The sequence below is a fragment of the Rhizobium sp. AB2/73 genome (genome assembly GCF_020871915.1).
Lineage (GTDB): Bacteria > Pseudomonadota > Alphaproteobacteria > Rhizobiales > Rhizobiaceae > Rhizobium > Rhizobium dioscoreae.
In genome coordinates this window covers 451175-471832 of sequence record NZ_CP067071.1, presented here as the reverse complement: position 1 = coordinate 471832, position 20658 = coordinate 451175, and the positions used below count along the sequence as shown (strand labels likewise).

At 60.4% G+C, this 20658-nt stretch carries 14 protein-coding genes; 5 read left to right on the top strand and 9 right to left on the bottom strand.

All coding sequences use genetic code 11. The features are described from left to right. Positions 1-8 precede the first annotated feature (8 nt). Positions 9-2987, bottom strand: coding sequence for a DNA translocase FtsK (locus I8E17_RS02370; protein ID WP_069613711.1), 2979 nt, complete (start codon positions 2985-2987; stop codon positions 9-11). A 220-nt stretch (positions 2988-3207) separates the two neighbouring features. Further along, positions 3208-5724 carry a DUF1217 domain-containing protein gene (locus I8E17_RS02365; protein ID WP_069613710.1) on the bottom strand — a complete coding sequence of 839 codons (2517 nt, stop codon included), beginning with the start codon at positions 5722-5724 and terminating at the stop codon, positions 3208-3210. 317 nt (positions 5725-6041) lie between these two features. Here I8E17_RS02365 and I8E17_RS02360 point away from each other — a divergent pair, with 317 nt between their 5' ends. Further along, complete coding sequence (locus I8E17_RS02360; protein WP_069613709.1) at positions 6042-6608, top strand: DUF6101 family protein; 567 nt, start codon at positions 6042-6044, stop codon at positions 6606-6608. Between the two features lie 68 nt (positions 6609-6676). On the opposite strand, the gene I8E17_RS02355 is transcribed toward I8E17_RS02360, so the two are convergent. The 3 genes from I8E17_RS02355 to I8E17_RS02345 all read right to left on the bottom strand — a co-directional run bounded on the left by I8E17_RS02355 (position 6677) and on the right by I8E17_RS02345 (position 9022). Next, positions 6677-7132: a GNAT family N-acetyltransferase gene (locus I8E17_RS02355; protein ID WP_069613708.1), complete on the bottom strand. Its 456-nt coding sequence runs from the start codon at positions 7130-7132 to the stop codon at positions 6677-6679. A gap of 40 nt (positions 7133-7172) precedes the next feature. Continuing rightward, positions 7173-8135, bottom strand: a complete 963-nt coding sequence (ubiA, locus tag I8E17_RS02350; RefSeq protein ID WP_069613707.1) for a 4-hydroxybenzoate octaprenyltransferase — start codon at positions 8133-8135, stop codon at positions 7173-7175. Between the two features lie 74 nt (positions 8136-8209). Beyond that, a complete protein-coding gene (locus I8E17_RS02345) occupies positions 8210-9022 on the bottom strand; it encodes a MipA/OmpV family protein (protein ID WP_069613706.1) in 813 nt (270 codons plus the stop codon). A gap of 268 nt (positions 9023-9290) precedes the next feature. Here I8E17_RS02345 and I8E17_RS02340 point away from each other — a divergent pair, with 268 nt between their 5' ends. Beyond that, positions 9291-9725: a hypothetical protein gene (locus I8E17_RS02340; RefSeq protein WP_069613705.1), complete on the top strand. Its 435-nt coding sequence runs from the start codon at positions 9291-9293 to the stop codon at positions 9723-9725. An 89-nt stretch (positions 9726-9814) separates the two neighbouring features. On the opposite strand, the gene I8E17_RS02335 is transcribed toward I8E17_RS02340, so the two are convergent. Both I8E17_RS02335 and I8E17_RS02330 read right to left on the bottom strand, forming a co-directional pair. After that, entirely contained in the window at positions 9815-11074 is a 1260-nt protein-coding gene (locus I8E17_RS02335; RefSeq protein ID WP_069613704.1) for a cyclopropane-fatty-acyl-phospholipid synthase family protein, read from the bottom strand. 145 nt (positions 11075-11219) lie between these two features. Next, positions 11220-13529: a Tex family protein gene (locus I8E17_RS02330; protein ID WP_069613703.1), complete on the bottom strand. Its 2310-nt coding sequence runs from the start codon at positions 13527-13529 to the stop codon at positions 11220-11222. Positions 13530-13762: 233 nt separating this feature from the next. Between I8E17_RS02330 and purD the strand changes: the two genes are divergently transcribed. The 3 genes from purD (at position 13763) to I8E17_RS02315 (ending at position 17846) form a co-directional block, all read left to right on the top strand. After that, positions 13763-15031: a phosphoribosylamine--glycine ligase gene (purD, locus tag I8E17_RS02325; protein ID WP_069613702.1), complete on the top strand. Its 1269-nt coding sequence runs from the start codon at positions 13763-13765 to the stop codon at positions 15029-15031. 214 nt (positions 15032-15245) lie between these two features. Further along, positions 15246-15674, top strand: a complete 429-nt coding sequence (locus I8E17_RS02320; protein ID WP_069613865.1) for a plant virulence effector HPE1-like domain-containing protein — start codon at positions 15246-15248, stop codon at positions 15672-15674. A gap of 357 nt (positions 15675-16031) precedes the next feature. Continuing rightward, on the top strand, positions 16032-17846 hold the full coding sequence (locus I8E17_RS02315) for a methyl-accepting chemotaxis protein (RefSeq protein WP_069613701.1): 1815 nt from the start codon (positions 16032-16034) through the stop codon (positions 17844-17846). A gap of 74 nt (positions 17847-17920) precedes the next feature. On the opposite strand, the gene I8E17_RS02310 is transcribed toward I8E17_RS02315, so the two are convergent. Together I8E17_RS02310 and glyS are read right to left on the bottom strand one after the other, a co-directional pair. Next, complete coding sequence (locus I8E17_RS02310) at positions 17921-18415, bottom strand: DUF523 domain-containing protein (protein WP_069613700.1); 495 nt, start codon at positions 18413-18415, stop codon at positions 17921-17923. 14 nt (positions 18416-18429) lie between these two features. After that, entirely contained in the window at positions 18430-20658 is a 2229-nt protein-coding gene (glyS, locus tag I8E17_RS02305; protein WP_069613699.1) for a glycine--tRNA ligase subunit beta, read from the bottom strand.

Below are 20658 nucleotides of genomic sequence, written 5' to 3'. Positions count from 1 at the left end.
CAACTATATCAATCGAAATCCTCATTGCCCGAATTGCCGCCGCCATTGCGGTTGCCCGAGATGATCTCGCGCTTACCGACGTGGTTGGCGGGACCGACGAGACCGTCCTTTTCCATGCGCTCGACCAGCGAGGCGGCGCGATTGTATCCAATGCCGAGGCGGCGCTGGATGTAGGAGGTCGAGCACTTCTTGTCGCGCATGACCACCTTGATCGCCTGTTCGTAGAGATCGTCGCCGTCTTCCGAGGCAATCGCGCCCTTGTCGAAGACGGCTGTGTCTTCTTCCTCGTCTTCCTCATCCTCGTCGGCGGTGACCGTGTCGAGATATTCCGGACGGCCCTGTAGTTTTAGGTGCGCCACGACCTTCTCGACTTCCTCATCCGAAACGAAGGGGCCGTGCACGCGGGAGATGCGGCCGCCGCCGGCCATATGCAGCATGTCGCCCTGGCCGAGGAGCTGTTCGGCCCCCTGCTCGCCGAGAATGGTGCGGCTGTCGATCTTCGACGTCACCTGGAAGGAGATGCGGGTCGGGAAGTTTGCCTTGATCGTGCCGGTGATGACGTCGACCGAGGGACGCTGCGTCGCCATGATCAGGTGGATGCCGGCGGCGCGCGCCATCTGCGCCAGGCGCTGGATCGCACCTTCGATCTCCTTGCCGGCGACCATCATGAGGTCGGCCATTTCGTCGACGATGACGACGATATAGGGCATCGGCGTCAGGTCCATTTCCTGTTGCTCCTCGATCGGGGCACCCGTGCCCTTGTCGAAGCCAGTCTGGACCATGACGTGGATCGTCTCACCCTTTTCCTTGGCGGAGGCAACGCGGCTGTTGTAGCCGTCGATATTGCGCACGCCGAGGCGCGACATCTTCTTATAGCGATCCTCCATTTCGCGCACTGCCCATTTCAGCGCCATGACGGCCTTCTTGGGATCGGTGACGACGGGGGTCAGCAGGTGCGGAATGCCGTCATAGACGGAGAGTTCCAGCATCTTCGGATCGACCATGATCAGACGGCACTGTTCCGGCGTCATGCGATAGAGCAGCGACAGGATCATCGTGTTGATGGCGACGGACTTGCCCGAACCGGTGGTGCCGGCGACGAGCAGATGCGGCATCTTGGCGAGTTCGGCAATCACGGGCTCGCCGCCGATCGTCTTGCCGAGGCCAAGCGCCAGCTTGTAGCCGCTCTTCTCGAAATCGGGCGAATCGATCATCTCGCGGAAATAGACCGTCTCGCGGTTGACGTTCGGCAGTTCGATGCCAATGACGTTGCGGCCCGGGACGACGGCGACGCGTGCCGAGAGCGCCGACATCGAACGGGCGATATCGTCCGCAAGGTTGATGACGCGCGAGGATTTGACGCCTGGCGCCGGCTCGAATTCATAAAGGGTGACGACAGGGCCTGGACGGACATGAATGATCTCGCCCTTGACGCCAAAGTCCTCGAGCACGCTTTCCAAGAGGCCGGCATTCTGCTCCAGCGTTTCCTGCGTCATGATCACGCCGGAACGGGCGACGGGCTCCTGCAGCAGCTCGCGCGGCGGCAGCTCGTATTCTCCATCGGCGGTGCGGGCGATCGGGCGCCATTCGGGCGGCGTCAGGGAGACGGGACGGCGCGGCGAGATCGGCGAAGGCGGCGCGTCGATCAAACGCTGAGCAGCGGCCTCAACGGCGGGAATGGTGGATATAGCCTTGGCAACTGGTCCAACGGCTGCCGGAGCGGCGACCTTTGCCGGCATCGGCGCCACGACCATGACCGGAGCGGGGCGAGTTTCGACAGCCGGAGCGGTTTCAGCGCCATAAACAGCGGTGACAAAGGCAGGCGGTACGAATGTCTCGGCGGAGGCCTCAAGGACAGGCTCCGGCTGGGGCGCTTCCTCAGCGACCGCCACACCTTCGATGGTCGGAGCCAGAACGGCCGCCTCCAGCGCTGCGAGCTCGTCCAGGGCGGGGTTGCTCAGATCTGCCGCCGGTTGGCTGGAAATGGTTTCGACTGGTACTGCGACCTCTACTGCCGAAGGCTGCACGGCAACGGGCTGCGGCTCGATGGCCGCTGCCGGGCGGCGGCACTCGACGACGCGGAACTTCGCGATGATCGATTCGGCATCGACTTCCGGCTTGGATGCCGCCGGCTGCTTCGGCTCACCCTTAAGGGCAGAGACAAATTCGCCATCGAATGGCATCGCATCCCAGAAGGCAAAATCGGAAAGATGGGCAAGACGCGACTCGACCACAGGCGCGGCTAAGGACTCAGGAACACTTGACTGTACAGGGGAAGCATCCAGCGCGATCGCGGGAGCTTTCGAGAATGCGGTAGCGATAACGGTCATCTCCAATGCGTCCGGCTCGGTTGCCGGGGAATTCTGAATTACTGTCGGAATATAGCCTTCCACCACCAGCGGCATGTCTTCGAGCGGTGGCAGATGGAACTCGTCCTGCCGCACGGGCGGGACGACAATGGCTGCAGCAGGTGCCGCGGGTGCTTCGGCCACAACAGGCGGCTCCATCACCCGCATCGCGGCATGCGCGGAAGCCTGCGGCCGGATCTCGGGCTTCGGCTCGGCAGGCGGACGGCGGCTGATGATTTCGTTTTCGCGCGTGCGGGTAAAGCGCACGTTCGGCCCCATCAGGAAGGCATTCTGCCAACCGGGTGACGCGAGATCTTCCGCAGAGATCCCCTGCGGCAGAACCGGCATTTCCTGTTCGCTCGTAACCGCAGCGGCCTGCAACGCCTCTACAACGGGCGGTGGCGCAGCGGCGGTGCGCTTCCTCACCTCGTCGGCAAGGCGCTTTTCCTCGGCCTGGCGCTGCTCTTCCGCCTTGCGCTTGGCTTCGCGGGCATTGCGAATCTTCTCTTCCAGAAACGCGCGGCGAGCAGCGATCTGCTCGGCCCGGCGGGTCTCTTCGGCCGCCTGCTCCGGGTCGAGATCCCCCTCCGGCTGGACGCCTTGCGAGGCATTGGAAAGTGTCGTTCGGGAAAGACGCATGAGACCTGCAACCCAGTCATTGATATTGCCGTTGGCTTCTCAAATCGAATAGGGCAAGGATGGTTAATAAGTTCCTTCCTGCCGTTGTGGAAAGCTGCCATTCCACACCTGAAAAACACGTCCGAATATGCTCGGAAACCCTGCGAAAACAAGGGCATGGCAAGCCCATGCCGCGCGGAAGCGCAACAGGGAGACAGGTTAGATTTTTTGTGGGGACCTGCTACCGCGACGAGGACAGCTGCGCGATGGAAAGCAGCGTATCGGCGCTGATGCCGGAGCTCGACGACGAGCCCGTGAGAATCGATAGCGCCGGCGATGTCGAGGAGGTCGTATTGTTCTCCATGTCATACATCGCGGAGAATCGCTGTAGCAGCTGATTGACCTTATCCGGGTCCTGCAGATCACTCACATTGACGAACTTGCTCAGCATGCTGGCCTGGGTATCGACATCCATATTGGAGATCGAGCTTGGCAGGTTGTAGGTGGTGGTGATGACCTCATAAAGCGCCGAATCGCCCATGATGTCATAGATCGAGTTGATATCGGGCGCCTTGCGCTGGAAGTAGAGCGCAAGACGCACGCCGGGATTGGTCTCGCCTTGCTGATCTTCCAGCGTTTGATGCAGAAAGAGATCATTGGTCGCCGCAAGGGCGCCCTGGTTTTGCGCGGTGCCGAGCTTGCTGTCGGTCAGCTTGCCGTCGGTGCCGAAATTGAACGCCTCGACGATGCTCTTGAACTTGGCGCCATCGGTCGTGTTGATGAAGCTCTTCGAATCGGACGGATCGGAGGCGAAAGCCTTCTTCAGCGTCGCCGTATCGACCGTCTTCGGATCGATGCCATTGGCCGTCAGGATGAAATTCGTAAGCTTGCTGTCGGCCAGGAGATCCGTGACGCTGGTCACCTTGACGATATTGGTGGCGAAATAGGTCCCTGCGGTTTTGGCATCGCTGGTGGCTTTGGTCAGTTCCGCGCCCGACAGCCCCGCCGTGGTGCGGCTGGAATATTCCGAGATATAGCTGTTGATCTGCGTTTGCGACAAAGACTGCACCGGCGCCTTCAGATTGCCTTTGCTGTCGAAATTGAAGGCCTTGGCAAGCGCGGTAAAACGAGAGTCCTTGAGCGAGTTGACATAGCTCTTCGGATCGTAAGGATCGCTTTCGAGAATCTTCGTCAGCTGAGACTTCGTGACTTCGTTCTCGCCGATGCCATAGGCACGCAGCGCCATCTGGTAAAGTTCCGGCGCGCTGTCGTTGGCGGCACTGCTGTCGGACGTATTGCTCGCAAAGAAATCCTTGATGGTCTTCACGCTGGCGATGCGGTTCTTGTAGTTGTTGACCGCATCCGTGGTCAGGGTCGATTGCGATGACTGATAGTTGCTCATATAGGCCTTGGAGGCCGCGTCAATCTCAGACTGAGATTGCGCGGTCTGACCGGAAGCAAGCGTCCCGTCCGACTGGAAATTGAATTGGGAGACGACGTCGGTCAGACCGAAGATGGCGGCGGTCGTCGAATCGCCGAAGGCGTTCTTGAAGACGACGGCCGGCGTCGTCGGATCGATGCCGTAAGCCGTCTTGATGTAATCGAAAAGGCGCGTGTCCGACGTCAGCTGGTCGACCGACGTGATGGAGCCGATATGATTCTTGTAATAGAGATCGTTGTCGGTTGCGCCGACGCTCGTCGTGAACGAGGGCACGGTGGAATTGTAGGCACTCATCACATCGGCCTGCTGGCTGAGCGTCTGCGGTCCTCCGGGATAGTTCGCGGTATAGCCTGCCGTGGTCGCGCTTATCTGGTCAGATGTCTGTGCTTGTGAACCGGATGCGACGGTGCCGTCGCTCTGGAAGTTGAATTCCGCCATGACACCGGTCAACCCGTTCGAACTTGCGGTGCTGGCATCCTTGGCCGAAGCATTGAACTGATCCGCCGTGATATAGGATGGGATATTGAATGCCGTCTTGACGTACTGAAACAGCTGCGGATTGGACGTCAGCTGATCGACCGAGGTGACGCTGCCGATATTGGCCTCGTAATAAGCCGTGTCGCCGTCCGGCGTTGATGTCTTGACCGTGCCATCGGCATTGAAATTGAATTCCGCCACCAGAGCCTTGTCGGCAGTGCCGCCATTCTGGTTGACGTAGCTGTTCGGATCGCTGAGATCGCTCGTCAGCATCTGCTTCAGAGCCGAATTCGACACATAGGTCGGGTCGATACCGTAGGCCTGCAGCACATAATTACGCAGGCGGATATTACCGAGCAGGTCATCAACCGTCTTAACCGAGCTGATATTCTGGCTGTAATAGGTCGTTTCGGTCGCCGCCGACGTTTCCTCATTCGTAAAGGACTGTTGGTAAAGCCCGATGAGGTCGTCTTCCTGCGTGCTGGTTTGTGCCGTATTCGTCGTACCCGTCGCGCTCGTGCCGAAATTGAACGCCGCAGCGAATTCTTTGTAGCGCGGATCGGTGAGCTTATTGGCGAAACTGCTGGAGTCGCTGAGGTCGCTGGTCAGGACCTGTTTCATAAAGGCCTTGGCATAGGTCATGTCGGAAAGCCCGTAGGCTTCCATTGCGTAACTGTATAATTGATAGTCATTCAGAAAGCTGTCGACGTCAGTTACTTTGCCGATATTGGCGTTGTAATAGTCGATCAAACGCTTGCTTTGCGACTGCTGCGCCACCTGGTTGAGTGAGGTCGCCATATCTCTGGTTGCGATCGTATAACCAAGATAAGTGGAAATCATCAGCAGAATCCCAATAAATCTCTAATAAAGGGGGCGAATCTGGCTGACATTATTTCATACAAACCTTACCTGAGACTTACACGCACTCACCTTATGCGTGCACTATACTGACGCACCACCCTGCCCTGTGTTCACCTTATGGAAACCCTGATGCATTCGAGTTTGCTAACCATTTGAGGACGCAAAGTTTTCTTAACCTCGATTTTTAAGCTGTCTGGAAGGGACGGCGCCTAATCTGCCCAACAACGAGAGGACAGAAGTTCTCCGGGAGAAGACCGGAACAACCGGCTCTCAGGTAAAGCAAGGGTAGAAAATCGATGACTAATACCGTCCTGAAGCCCGACTGGGCTGGAACCACACTGCGGCTTGATCCGGCGCGCTTCCCGCAACAGGTCAGCTACGCCATGCGAGGTGCCGAAGGTGATGTCACCATTACGATCGACGAGCGCGGCGCAGTGCTGCGCAAGATCCTGCCGTCCAGCGGCCTGCCGCTGTCCGTTGCCTTGCCCAAGCGTGCATTCCAGGGTGTAGCCGCCCGCGCCATAGATCACGGCGACGGCGAAGTCACCGTCACGCTGGAACTGCATCACTCCGATCCGGATCTCTGCATCCCTCTTCTCGTGGCCCACGATTTGAGCGACATCGCCGCCGACTGGCGCTCCTGGTCGGAAGCCTTCCGTATTCCGATGCTGATGATCGAAGCCGACGGCGTGGCCCGTCCGCTGGAAGAACATCTCGGCGGCGTCCGCTCGCAGGACAGCCAGCCGCGTCGCCGCCATTCCTATTTCGCAAATCGCCGCCCACGCTTTCTCGTGCGCCGCACGACCGGCAAGCTCGGCATCAAGATGAAAATCCAGGGTCGCGAGATCATCGCCAGACATTAAGCCGATAAGGCTTGAAACCGAATATCGCCAGAAACCGGCCGTGGGAAACCGATTCCGCGGCCGAAATCTTATGGTATCAGCGAGCGCTCCATGATGATCGTTCGTTCATCGCCATGGAAACTCTCGCCGACAGCATGGAAGCCGAGCTTTTCGTAAAAGCCCTGCGCGGTAATCGACGAGGGGACGGACAGGGTAGTATTGCCACCTGCCCTCGCCGCCCGTTCGATTACCGCCATCAGGTAGGCGCCAATGCCACGTCGCTGCGCGGAGGGAGAGACGAACACCGTGCGCACGACGGCACGGTCAAGGCTCGCGGTGCCGACAATGCTTCCATCTTCGACCGCCACGAAGACCGTTCTGCTGCTCATGAGCTTGCGCACGCCAGCGGGACTAAAGCTTTCGGCAACGCGCGCGATGATATCGGGAGAATAGTCCCGTGCGTTGCTCTCGTGAAGTGCGGTCAGGATTACGCCGCTGATCGCCTCGGTGTCCGCCTCTGAGGCCAGACGGATTTCGCATGCCATGACGCCCTCCTCTGGAACCTGATGCGGCACATCCCTTCCTTCAGGGAGCAAGAAACAGGAACGACAGGAAAAGACCGGCGAAGATGATCAGCCCCACCCGATTGTTTGATTTGAAGAGGGCCAGGCATTGTGCGCCGTCGTTGATATCGAGCACGGCGATCTGATAGGCGAACATGCCGCCAGCGACGGCCAGGCCGAGATATGCCAGCCAGCTTGTACCTGCGAGCGCAAAGGATAGCAGCATCAAAAGCAGCGTCGCCCCATAGAGTCCGACCAGCCAGAGGCGCGTCTGATCGCCGAAAAGCCGGGCGGTCGAGCGCACACCGATCAGCTCATCATCCTCCTTGTCCTGATGCGCGTAGATCGTATCGTAACCGATGGTCCAGAGGATGGCGGCGAGATAGAGCACGATCGGGGCAAGCGACAGGCTGCCGAAGAGACCCGCCCAGCCCATCAGGGCGCCCCAGGAAAAGGCAAGGCCGAGGAAGAATTGCGGCCAGTCGGTAAAGCGCTTTGCAAAGGGATAGAGCGCAACGATGCCGAGCGACAGGACACCGAGCACGACGGCAAACCAATTGAACTGCAGCAGCACCAGCAAGCCGACTAGTGCCTGCAATGCGATGAACACTTTGGCCTGAAGGCGCGTCACGCGGCCCGAGGGCAGCGGGCGCGAGCGGGTACGCGCCACGGACATGTCGATCTCGTGGTCGACCAGATCGTTGTAGGTACAGCCGGCACCGCGCATCGCGACGGCGCCGATGAAATAGAGGAAGAGATGGTAGATCACCACGAAGCCGGGGGAGCCATGTCCCAGGGCGACGGAGGTATTGGCCGCAAGCGCGACGGACCAGAAGCATGGCCACATCAGGAGCTGCCAGCCGATCGGCCTGTCCCAGCGTGCAAGCTGGGCGTATGGCCAAAGCGTCGGGGGCAGAACGCGGTAGACCCAGTTGCCGGATGGCGCGTCAGCGACGCGCCCGTTGATGTCGCCTGTGTTTTGCATAGGCGAGTAGTAGTGATATCCGGCACCCGAGGTCAAGCGGCGAGGCCATAACGAGACATGACCTCGCCCGTTGCTCAGTTCATCGTGAAATTGAACTTGTAGCTGGCGGAAACCCCGATCAGCAGCTGGTTACGGTCGCCGCGCTCGCGCACGAGGCTGCTGTCGGCAGCCGGGCCTGTGAGCCGGGTATATTCGAGGAAGGTGCTGGTGGTCCAGTTCTGCGAGGCCTTCCAGGTCAGTGCGCCGCCGAAACCGACCGATTTGACGCCGCCGCCGGGCTTGTAGCCGCTGAGGCCGGAGGCAGCCGATTCGCGCGCATTGACGCCGTAATAGGTGTCGAAATAGTCGCTGCTGGCGAGCGTCATGCGTGGACCGGCCGAGGCGCGAAGCTCCGGCGTGATGTCGGTAAAGGCATCCACCGCGGCATCGGCGACGACGCCGCTATGGGCGCGAATGCCCTGGCGAACTTCGACGCGGGCACGCAACCAATCCGTGGGATAGGCCTCGGCAAAGCCGCCAGCTTCCACACCCCACTTGACCTTCTTCAATCCCCTCAGCTCGTGCCCATCGCTGCTGTCGCGGCTCGGCACGAACTTGCCGACGATGCCGACGCGGAATGCATCGCTTTCGATCAGGGCGAAGGAGGGATTGTCGTTGCGCGAGGAAAAGCGAGGGCCAGGACCCTGCCGGCCGATGGATACCAACGGCGACCATTGCAGCTTGTTGTGCTTGCCGCCTTCGAATTTCGGTGCGGAGAAACCGGCCGCACCGACGCTTAGGTACCAGTCACCCGACCACAAATGCTGGCCGTCGCCCGCCTCAGCAGCGCCGGCATAGGCGATAGCGGAGAGGCCGCCAATGAAAAGGAACCTTAACTTTGCAAACACAACGAAACTCCATGATACGCAATACAAAGGGCCGGAGGACCCGAGAGTTGCCTCAAATTATGCGGATCGCGTTACCGCTCCCTTAACCACAAGACGCCGAATCCAGGTCAGAACATCAAATTCAGGTTGCTCTAACCGGATGCCATCCGACATGCACCGGCCTATCGTGCTGATTTAATTTCTGTATAGATGCTCAATCGTGGGTAATGGTCGCGATTGCCAGGTGCCCGCCATCTCATAGCCCCCAATTTCAAAAGATGAGAAACGAATGAAGAACATATCCCTGATCTCCTTAGGTCTGATGCTGGCTGCCGGCGTGGCGCTTTCCGGCTGTGTCGGCACTCCCATCGGCGGGGCGAAACAAAGCCATTTTTCGGGAAGTGCCGCCCCCGGCAAGAAGACGAAGATTACGAGTACTTCGCTCGTGAAACAGGACTGCACCTTTGCGGGATTCCCCTATACGGGCGTCATCAAGCAGCCTGCCCACGGCAAGGTTGACGTCGAGCACGGCCCGGTCGCGGCAAAGTTCCCGAAAGACAGCAATGCCTATCTGTGCTCGGGCAAGACGGTCCAGGGCAATATCGTCTACTACACGCCGAATCCCGCTTTCTCGGGCACCGACCAATTCACCCTGCGCCTTGCGGGACTGAATACGGATGGTACGGTGCAAGACGGCACCTTCACCGTCCATGTCGGCAGATAGCAACTTTGACGACCTGCAGGCATGAATAGAAAAGGCCGGACCGTGGCTTTCCGCGGTCCGGCCCCATCAAACGGCACGATGACAGGGGCTCAGAACGTCACCTTCTCCAAAGGTGCGCGCCCTGCCTCGAATCCCTTCAGCTTCGCCTCGCGTTCCGCGATGTAATTGCGGTTGTCGGGGACGGCGAACTGATTCTTGGTGATCTGGAGCTGCATGATGAAGAGCTCATCCCAGCGGAAGCCCATTTCGGAGCCGGCCAGATAGAACTCCCACATACGGAAGAATTTTTCGTCGTAGAGCGCGACGGCATCGGCCTTGCGCGCCACGAAGCGGTTGCGCCAGTGCCTCAGCGTATAGGCATAGTGCATCGGCAGGGTCTCGACATCACGCGTGAGTAAGCCAGCCTTTTCCAGCGGCGGCGTGGTCTCGCCGATCGACGGAATGTAGCCGCCGGGGAAAATGTATTTTTCGATAAAGGCGTTGGTGGCAAAGCTCGGCTTCGGGCGGGCAATGGAGTGCAGCAGCATGACGCCATTATCATCAAGCAGCTCCGAAACCTTGCGGAAGAACTTGCCGTAATCGCCGATGCCGACATGCTCGAACATGCCGACCGAGACGATACGGTCGAACTTCTTGCCGGTCATGTAGCGATAATCCTGCAGCTCGAAGCGGACGCGATCGGAGAGGCCGCGCTTGGCCGCCCGCTCACGCGATACCTTGAGCTGTTCTTCGCTGAGCGTAATACCGGTCACGTCGAGGCCCGGATAGGCCTCGGCAAGATACATGGCCATACCGCCCCAGCCGGAGCCGATCTCCAATACCTTCTGGCCGGGCTCGACCAGCAGCTTGGCAGCGATGTGCCGTTTCTTGGCGACCTGCGCTTCATCCAGGCTGATGCCAGGCGGATTGAAATAGGCGCAGGAATATTGCCAGTCCTCATCGAGGAAGAGGTCGAAGAGTTTCGCTGAGAGATCGTAATGATGCGCAACATTGTGCTTGTTGCGGTTGATCGGCGAGCGGCTCTTGATCTGCTGCCAGGCGATGCGGCCGATCAGCAGCGCCGCCATGCGGAAATCGAAGACCTCATTGGTGGTATTCTGCTTCACCAGCGACAGGAATTCGTAAATGTCGCCCTGCTCCAGGATGAAGCGGCCTTCCATATACATTTCGCCGAGCTTGAGCGTCGGATCGCGGGCAACGGCATCTTCAGCCTGCTGATCGGCAAACCGGACGGCTACCGTCTCTCCGGTTCCGTCGCCGACCACATGGGTCTCGCCGGATGCGAGCGTAAGCCTGAGTGAACCTTTACGGATGATTTTCTGGACGAGAGGAAAAAGGGTCGACGCCATGGACGCCTCGAATGTTATGACATGACATTAAGGCAAACTTTAACGCCTCCCAGCATTGTGGCAAGCTCACCTTTCCATAGTCATTGGCACTCTGGCAACAACTCTGCCAGAGTGTGACATTCTTGCACGAAGTTCCGCTAAGTCCTTATTTTCGTTTGAGTGCATCGGCCAAGGCGGCGCCAAAACTACCTTGCTGCTCGGCCTTCGGACGGGTATTTCCCTTAACGCCAGCGTTGCGCGCACCACTCTGCTCGCGTGTATCCCGTCCGGACGGGGCTGCCACAGTGCTGCCATCTTTGCGCATGGAGAGGCCGATTCGCTTGCGTTTCGCGTCGACTTCCACGACCCTGACCTTGACGACATCGCCGGCCTTCACGACCTCATGCGGGTCCTTGACGAAACGGTCCGCCAGCTGCGAGACATGCACCAAACCGTCCTGATGGACGCCTATATCGACGAAGGCGCCGAAGGCCGCGACATTGGTCACGGTTCCCTCCAGCAGCATTCCCGGCTTGAGGTCGCTGATCTCGTTGACACCGTCGGCGAAGGTTGCGGTCTTGAAGCTCGGGCGCGGGTCGCGGCCCGGTTTTTCCAATTCGGCGATGATGTCACGCACGGTCGGCAGGCCGAATTTGTCATCGATGAACTGCCGGGGATCGATGGCCTTCAGCGTTGCCGTATCGCCCATCAGCGTGCGGAGATCACGGCCGCAGGCAGCGACGATCTTCTTAGCCACACCATAGGCCTCCGGGTGCACCGAGGAAGCGTCGAGCGGCTCCTTGCCATTCGGGATGCGCAGGAAGCCGGCGCATTGCTCAAAGGTGCGCTGGCCGAGACGGGCGACTTTCAGGAGATCGCGCCGCGTCTCGAACGGCCCCTCGCCGTCGCGATGCCTAACGATAGCATCGGCGATCGACGGCCCGAGGCCGGAGACGCGGGCAAGCAGCGGCGCCGAGGCCGTGTTGAGATCGACGCCCACCGCATTCACCGCATCTTCGACCACGGCGTCCAGCGAACGGGACAGCTTCTGCTGGTCGACATCGTGCTGGTACTGGCCGACGCCGATCGACTTCGGCTCGATCTTCACCAACTCGGCCAGCGGATCCTGCAGGCGGCGGGCGATGGAGACAGCGCCGCGCAGCGAAACGTCGAGATCGGGAAATTCGAGCGCAGCCGTTTCCGAGGCGGAATAGACCGATGCGCCGGCCTCCGAAACAATAACCTTGGTCGGCTTCGGTGCCGGTAGTTCGGCCAGCATGTCGGCCACCAGCTTTTCAGTCTCGCGGCTGCCGGTGCCGTTGCCGATGGCGATCAGCTCGACCTTATGCTTGCGGATCAGTGCCGCCAGCGTCGCCTGCGTACCGCGCACGTCGTTCTTCGGTGGGAAAGGATAGACTGTCGTCGTCTCCAGGAGCTTGCCCGTACCGTCGACCACGGCGACCTTGACGCCCGTGCGGATGCCCGGGTCTAGGCCCATGGTGGCGCGCGAGCCGGCGGGAGCCGCCAGCAGCAGATCCTTCAAATTGCGGGCGAAGACGTGGATCGCTTCTTCTTCGGCACGTTCGCGCAGTTCGCGCATCAGGTCGAGCGACAGCGACATCGAAAGCTTGACGCGCCAGGTCCAGCTTGCGACCTCCGTCAGCCAGCGATCGCCGGGCCGGCTTGCGCCGATGTCGTAGGCCGAAGTGATCATGCGCTCGACCGGCTTGTTGGGAGAGACGGCATCCGTATCAACCTCGATGGTCAGCGTCAGCACCTCTTCGTTCCAGCCGCGCAGCATGGCGAGCGCGCGATGACCGGGCGCCGTCGCCCAGCGCTCCTGATGGGCGAAATAGTCGGAGAACTTGGCGCCTGCCTCCTGCTTGCCATCGACAACGGTGGCCTTCAGCGTGGCATGGGTCTTCATATAATTGCGCAGCTTACCGAGCAGATCGGCATTTTCAGCAATGCCTTCGGCGATGATATCGCGCGCGCCTTCCAGCGCCGTCTTTACGTCAGGCACATCGGCTGTAATGAAGCTTTCGGCGAGGACCGTGGGCTCCTTGGAACGATCCGCAAGGATCGTGTCGGCCAGGGGGCCGAGGCCGCGCTCTCTCGCAATCTCGGCGCGCGTGCGGCGCTTCGGCTTGTAGGGCAGATAAAGGTCTTCCAACTCGGACTTGGTTGCGACCGTGGCGATCTTGCCCATCAACTCGTCGGTCATCTTGCCCTGGCCGGCGATGGATTCGATGATGGCGGCGCGACGTGCTTCCAGTTCGCGCAGATAGACGAGACGTTCCGACAGCGTGCGAAGCTGCGTATCGTCGAGGCCGCCGGTCACTTCCTTGCGATAGCGCGCGATGAAGGGCACCGTTGCGCCTTCGTCCAAAAGCTCGATGGCGGCCGTGGCCTGATCCGGGCGGGCCTTGATCTCGGCGGCGATGGTTGCGGCAAGGGAACGAATATCAGCGGCCATGTGTCTCTCTGAACTGAACAAGCGTGATGGGACCATAAGCATGATCCCGCGGACATAAGAAGCGGTTTTCGCCACGCAAAGCGCTAATCCCGGCGGAGGGCGAAAGCCGTTTCCGCTTTAGCGGGATAAAAAGGCATGGCAATGTTGCCGGCCCTGCCTCCACAGGATTTGCCGCTTGACCTTTGGCTCATCCCCCCTTAACCGCGCAAAAGGACGCAACGAAAGGGCAAGCCATGAGAGTTCTGTTGATCGGATCGGGCGGACGCGAGCACGCATTGGCCTGGAAGCTGGCGCAATCGCCTCTCATGACGGAACTCTATGCCGCGCCGGGCAATCCCGGCATTGCCGAGCATGCAACGCTCGCGGCGCTCGATATCGACAATCACGATGCCGTTGTCACCTTCTGCAAGGAGAAGGCCATCAACTTCGTCGTGGTCGGCCCGGAAGCGCCCTTAGTCGCCGGCATTGCCGATGCGCTGCGTGCGGCCGGCATCGCCGTCTTCGGACCTTCCGCAGCAGCAGCCCAGCTCGAAGGATCCAAGGGTTTCACCAAGGATATCTGCGCCCGCTACGATATTCCGACAGGTGCCTATCAGCGGTTCAACAATGCACCGAAGGCGAAAGCCTATGTTCGCGCGCAAGGCGCGCCGATCGTCGTAAAGGCGGATGGGCTTGCAGCGGGCAAAGGCGTCACCGTCGCCATGACCATCGACGAGGCGCTAGCCGCGATCGACGATTGCTTCGAGGGCGCCTTCGGCGAAGCCGGAGCGGAAGTCGTGATCGAGGCCTATCTCGATGGTGAGGAGGCAAGCTTCTTCTGCCTTTGCGACGGCAAGCACGCGCTGGCGCTGGCGACCGCCCAGGACCATAAGCGCGTTGGCGATGGCGATACCGGCCCGAACACTGGCGGCATGGGCGCGTATTCCCCTGCTCCCGTGATGACGCCAGACATGGTCGAGCGCGCCATGAAGGAAATCATCGAGCCGACGATGCGTGGTATGGCGGAAAGCGGCCATCCTTTCAGCGGCGTCTTCTTTGCGGGCTTGATGATTACGGCGAAGGGGCCGGAACTGATCGAATACAATGTCCGCTTCGGCGACCCCGAATGCCAGGTGCTGATGATGCGGCTGAAGAGCGATCTGCTGCCGCTGCTCCTTGCCTGCGCCAACGGCACGCTGGATCAGGTGACGGCCGAATGGAGCGACGACCCGGCGCTGACCGTCGTCATGGCCTCGAAGGGCTATCCCGGTTCCTATGCCAAGAACACGCCGATCACAGCGTTGCCGATAGGCGGCGAAGGCGAGAAGGTGTTCCATGCCGGCACAGCCCTGAAGGACGGAGCGCTGGTTGCAACCGGTGGCCGGGTGCTGAATATCACGGCAACGGGTAAAACAGTGGGCGAAGCAAAAGAACGGGCCTATGCCCTGGCGGGCAAGGTGAAATGGGATAATGGCTTCTATCGGAATGATATCGGATGGCGAGCAGTGGAGCGCGAAAAGTAAACATCGCTGCGGCTCTGCAATCGCAAATCCATTAAATTTTTACCTAATCTCCTGACGGGATCGAAATAAAGCTACACTAATGTCTTCGTCACTATAGAGCCATTTCGCTTTTCTTCGAAACGCGAAAATGCTCTATCCCTTTGTTTCTACCCAATTCCGGACGGAAAACCGCTGCGCACTTTTCCTGGAATTGCTCAAGGCGGAGTTCTTGGTGATGCGTTGCTTCTTTGTGACCGTGGCGTGCGTACTGGCCGGCGGCTCCACCATGGCCTCATCGATCCAGCCGATCGACGGCACGATGATCGGCGGCAGGGGCAGCATTATCGACAAGAGCTGCACCGAGTGCCCTCCGCTCAAGCCGCCAGTCACGGAAAAGGAATATACCGTGCCGACGCTGGAGCCTGGCACCCAATCCGTGGTCGTGCGTGATATCGATGGTCAGAAAAGGGTCGTCCGCACCGAAGCGTGGATGGGCGGCTCGCCTGTTACCTTCGTCAGCAAGCCGACGCCAGAAGCGCTTGCTGCGGCCGGTGAACCTGCCGATGGGATCGACACGACCGCTCAGACGGCGGCTTTACCCAACTCCTCCGTAGCTCGCGAACCTGCGCGGCTCGATATCTCCGGCTTCCAGCTTCGCCAATAATCTTCAAGGCGTTCCCGCGTTTGGGCGCTTGCGAAGTGCCGACTATATTCATAAATCGAAATATATCCTCTTCATATTCGGAAAAACTAAATAATCTTGCGCAAAACACAAGTTTCACTGGCGTGATCTTCAAATATAATTACGTATTACTTACAATGATTGCGCATATCTGCGGTTTAATTCGAAATTAAATACAACCAAGTTCCGCAATTAAAGCTTTTTTAGACATAAACAGCGATTTTACTGCCACCGGACAGCAGCATGTCATTTAAGCGGCGGCAAGCGTATTGGGATTCTCTCAGGCGATCGCACAGGCGGTAGGAAACCGCACCGGTATTCACCCCTGTGGGAGGCATCATGAAGAATCTCAAGATATCGCATCAATTGTTTGCCCTGCTTGGCGTCCTGATGGCCGCCTTCGCGGTGGCCACTTATTTCCAGATCCGGTCCCAGGCCGATTCCATTTACGACGACCGCTTCGACATGCTGCGCACGCAGGTCGAATCCGGCATCTCGGTTTTGAACCAGTATTATCAGCGCGAAAAATCCGGCGAGATGAGCCATGAGGCGGCCCAGGCCGAAGCCTTCAAGGTTCTGTCGCATGTGACCTTCGCGCCGGCAGGCTATCTCTTCGGTTTCGATTACAATGTGATCCAGCGCATTCACCCGAGCCCCGTCAATATCGGCAAGGACATGTCCGGCCAAGTCGACAAGAACGGCACCCATTTCAGCAAGGAAATGGTCGAGAAGGGCATCAAGGGCGGCGGCCGCACCATCTATTACTGGAACAAGCCGGGTCACTCCGACAGCGAGTTCTTCCTGAAGGGCAGCTATTCGGCCGCCTTCGCGCCCTGGCAGATCGTGCTCGGCTGCGGTGTCTACATGGATGACCTCGAGGCGCAGATCAATGCCACGATGTTGCGTGCGCTCATGATCTGCGGCATCGTCTTCCTGATCGGTATCGGCGCCGCGTTCTACTTCATCCGGGGCATCACCAAGCCGCTCGCCAACGTCCATGCAGCCCTGAAGGCCGTAGCCGACGAAGACGTGAAGACCGCCATCCCGCATACCGAGATGCGCAATGAAATCGGCCTGATGGCGAAGGCGACCCAGGCGCTGCAGGAAAAGGTTCGCGAACGTCATGCGCTTGCCGACCGTCAGGCGGCACAGGAGCTGGAAATCAGCAACGAACGCGAACAGAACCTGCGCCAGCAGCAGGACGAGGCCCGCGAACAGGCCCGCGTCGTCGCGGTCATCGGCAAGTCGCTCGAAGAGCTTGCTCGCGGCGATCTGACGGTGCGCTGCGGCGATCTCGGCGCCAGCTATGCCGGCCTTCGCAACAACTTCAATGAGGCACTGTCGCACCTCGAAGCCGCGATGGGACGCGTCAATGCCAAGGGCAACGACATCGGTCTCAGCAAGGAAGAAATCCGCCGCGCCTCAAACGAGCTGTCGCAGCGCACCGAGCGTCAGGCAGCAAGTCTGGAAGAAACCTCGGCCGCACTCGATGAACTCACGGTCGCCGTCCGCCAGACCGCGGAAGGCGCCGATGAGGCCAGCAAGCGCGTCCATGCCGTCAGCGCCGAAGCATCGCGCAGCGATGCCGTGGTTGCCCAGGCGATCGAAGCGATGAGCGGCATCGAGAAATCCTCGGCCGAAATCGGCAAGATCATCGGCGTCATCGACGAGATCGCCTTCCAAACCAACCTGCTGGCGCTCAATGCCGGCGTCGAGGCAGCCCGTGCCGGCGAATCCGGCAAGGGCTTTGCGGTCGTCGCCCAGGAAGTGCGTGAACTAGCCCAGCGCTCCGCCGCAGCCGCCAAGGAGATCAAGGACCAGATTGCCCGCTCTTCCGGCCAGGTCGATCAGGGCGTCCGTCTCGTAGGCGAGGCAGGCGAAGCGCTGAAGCGCATCTCCGGTCAGATCAAGGCAGCAAACGAGATTGTCTCGAAGATCGCCCACAGTGCCTCCGAGCAGGATACGACGCTGCGCTCGATCTCGTCCTCGATGAACCAGCTCGATGCCGCCACGCAGCAGAACGCCGCCATGGCTGAGGAGACCACCGCATCGGCCGAGACGCTCGCCGCCGACACGGAAGATCTCCTCGCGCTCATCCGCGGCTTCCGCGTCAACGAAGGCCGCGCAACCATGGATCACCGCCGCGCCGCCTGAGCGGGCCAGGTCATAAAATGAGAAACCGCCGGGCTCACGTCCGGCGGTTTTCGTTTGAGCAAACGATTGGCGGTTTAGTCTGCCACCTTCAACCGCTCCACCAAACTATCGATCTCGCGATCAGAATAAACCTCGATACCAGCCTGCTGCAGCAGCGCCGCCGTGACGCCCCGGCCGCTCTGCCGGCCGCCGGAAAATGTGCCGTCATAGATGAAGTCCGAGCCGCAGGACGGGCTGCCGTCGATCAGCAGAGCGTAGCGGCAGCCGGTTTCATTGGCGAGCGCCAGCGCATTTTCCGCCGCCTGACGAAACTCGGCCGTGACATCGCCGCCGGTGATTTCCATCACGCGCGCAGTGCCGGCAAGCACGTCCTCGCCGGTCGCACCGCCTGCGATTTCGGCCGGCGGCCTTGGCACCGCCATGCCAGCGGACATTTCCGGGCAGATCGTCACAAGCCGCCCCTCCTCGCGCCAGCGATCGATCGCCGGATGGACAAGCGGCTTGGAACGGCCGTCATAGCGGACGGCATGGCCCATGAGGCAGGCGCTGACGAGGATTTTTCCGGTCATCGCGCCCCCATGTCTTATCCTGCGATCTTCGAGAAGTCGGCGACCGTGCCGGTCGCCTCGCGGATCAGGCGCAGCAGCGCCAGGCGATTGGCGCGGATGGCGGCATCTTCATCATTGACGAGCACATCCTCGAAGAAGCGGTCCACGGGCGCACGCAGCTTGGAAAGCGCTGCCATGGCCGAGCGGAAATCTTCCTTGGCGATCGCGTCAGAGGCCTCCGCAGAGGCGGCCTTCACGGCAGCAAAGAGATCCTTTTCGGCATCGAGCTTCAGCAAGGCTTCCGAAACGCCGTCGGCAACGACGGTGCCCTTCTTCTCTTCGGCGGCCAGAAGCTGGGTGGCGCGCTTGGTGCCGGCGAGCAGATTCTTGCCGTCTTCGGAGGTGATGAAGGCGGTCAGCGCCTCGACGCGGCGGGCGACCATCAGCAGATCGTCGGCCTCCGGCGTCAGCACGGCGTCGATGAGGTCATGACGGGCGCCGAGATCGCGCAGATAGACCTTCAGGCGGTCATGGAAGAAGGCAAGCAGATCGGCATCCCTGGTGGTCGCCAGCAGCGGCAGGCGCACACCGCGCTCGAGGAGGATGCGGACGACGCCGAGGGCCGCACGGCGAAGCGCGTAGGGATCCTTCGAGCCTGTAGGCTTTTCATCGATCGCCCAGAAGCCGACGAGCGTATCCAGCTTGTCGGCCAGCGCGACAGTGATTGCAACCTTGTCTTCGGGAACGCGGTCGGACGGGCCTTGCGGCTTGTAGTGATCTTCGATCGCTGTTGCCACAGAAGCATTCTCGCCCTGCAGCGATGCGTATTTGCGGCCCATGACGCCCTGCAGTTCGGGGAATTCCCCGACGGCTTCGGTGCGCAGATCGGCCTTGGCGAGCACGACGGCGCGGTCGACCAGAGCGGCATCGGCGCCGGTGATCTTGGCAAGTTCAGCGGCCAGCGCGCGGATGCGGGCGACGCGCTCGCCCTGGCTGCCAAGCTTGGCATGGAAGGTGACTTTCAGGGCATCGAGCTTGGCCATGCGCTGATCGAGCGGCTTCTTCAGATCGAGGCCGAACTTTTTGGCGGAGGCTTCCAGTGTCTCAAGATCGGGCAGATCGCCCTGGTCGCGCTTCCAGAAGTGCAGCGCGTCGGACAGACGAGCGCGCACGACCTTGCCGTTGCCGTGGATGATTTCCTTGCCGCCATCCGACGCCTGGATATTGGCGACGAGAATGAAGCGGTTGGACAGCGCACCCTCCCCTTGAGGGGGAGGGCCGGCACGCAGTGCCGGGGTGGGGTGATTTTGTTGGAACAAGTGGTCACCCCCACCCGCAGCTTCGCTGCGATCTCCCCCCTCAAGGGGGAGGTGAGAGCCTTGCGGCCGCGTGACGAAGCATTTCTGGTTGGTCTTGATGGTCAAACGGATGATCTCGGACGGGATCGAGAGATAATCCTCCTCGAAAGAGCCCATCAGCACCTGCGGCCATTCGACAAGTCCGGAAACTTCCTCCAGGAGGCCTTCATCCTCAACCAGTTCGAGGCCATTGGCAAAGGCGACATCGCGGGCGTCATGCAGGATGATGTCCTTGCGGCGCTCGGCATCGAGAACGACGTAGGCCTTTTCCAGGCTCGAGGCATAATCCTCGAAACGCTTGACCGTGATCGGGCCTGGCGCATGGAAGCGATGGCCATAGGTCACGTTCGACGCAACAATGCCGTCGATCTCGAAGGGGATGACGACAGTCTCTTCATGCTCGGTGCCGAAGGTGCAGACGATCGACTGCAGCGGGCGCACCCAGCGCAGCGAGCCGGGCTTCACCGAGGCCTTGCCCCAGCGCATCGACTTCGGCCAGGGGAAGTTTCGGATGATGTCGGGCATGACCGCGGCGACGATTTCCTCGGCAGCGCGGCCGGGCTTGGAAATGATCGCGACGAAAAAGTCGCCCTTCTTCGGGTCGCTCTGTACCTGCGCCTCTGAAATGGAGGACAGGCCGGCACCGCGCAGAAAACCTTCGATCGCCTTCTCGTTGGCATCGGTGCGCGGCCCCTTGCGCTCCTCGCGCACATCGGCCGAGCGCGCCGTCAGGCCGCGAATATCGAGCGTTAGGCGCCGCGGCGTCCAATATTCCCTGGCACCTTCGTAGGAAAGACCTGCTTCGACCAGGGCATCGGTCACCAGCTTCTTCAGGTCGCCGGCAGCCTTGCGCTGCATACGGGCGGGAATTTCCTCGGAGCGGAGTTCGAGAAGGAGATCGGGCAT

Bases quoted from the DNA above. Each gene is read 5' to 3' on its own strand.
- I8E17_RS02340 (WP_069613705.1), top strand. From the start codon at position 9,291: ATGAAGAACATATCCCTGATCTCCTTAGGTCTGATGCTGGCTGCCGGC.
- glyS (WP_069613699.1), bottom strand. From the start codon at position 20,658: ATGCCCGATCTCCTTCTCGAACTCCGCTCCGAGGAAATTCCCGCCCGT.
- I8E17_RS02365 (WP_069613710.1), bottom strand. From the start codon at position 5,724: ATGATTTCCACTTATCTTGGTTATACGATCGCAACCAGAGATATGGCG.
- I8E17_RS02335 (WP_069613704.1), bottom strand. From the start codon at position 11,074: ATGGCGTCGACCCTTTTTCCTCTCGTCCAGAAAATCATCCGTAAAGGT.
- I8E17_RS02310 (WP_069613700.1), bottom strand. From the start codon at position 18,415: ATGACCGGAAAAATCCTCGTCAGCGCCTGCCTCATGGGCCATGCCGTC.
- I8E17_RS02330 (WP_069613703.1), bottom strand. From the start codon at position 13,529: ATGGCCGCTGATATTCGTTCCCTTGCCGCAACCATCGCCGCCGAGATC.
- I8E17_RS02355 (WP_069613708.1), bottom strand. From the start codon at position 7,132: ATGGCATGCGAAATCCGTCTGGCCTCAGAGGCGGACACCGAGGCGATC.
- I8E17_RS02360 (WP_069613709.1), top strand. From the start codon at position 6,042: ATGACTAATACCGTCCTGAAGCCCGACTGGGCTGGAACCACACTGCGG.
- I8E17_RS02370 (WP_069613711.1), bottom strand. From the start codon at position 2,987: ATGCGTCTTTCCCGAACGACACTTTCCAATGCCTCGCAAGGCGTCCAG.
- I8E17_RS02315 (WP_069613701.1), top strand. From the start codon at position 16,032: ATGAAGAATCTCAAGATATCGCATCAATTGTTTGCCCTGCTTGGCGTC.
- purD (WP_069613702.1), top strand. From the start codon at position 13,763: ATGAGAGTTCTGTTGATCGGATCGGGCGGACGCGAGCACGCATTGGCC.
- I8E17_RS02320 (WP_069613865.1), top strand. From the start codon at position 15,246: ATGCGTTGCTTCTTTGTGACCGTGGCGTGCGTACTGGCCGGCGGCTCC.
- ubiA (WP_069613707.1), bottom strand. From the start codon at position 8,135: ATGCAAAACACAGGCGACATCAACGGGCGCGTCGCTGACGCGCCATCC.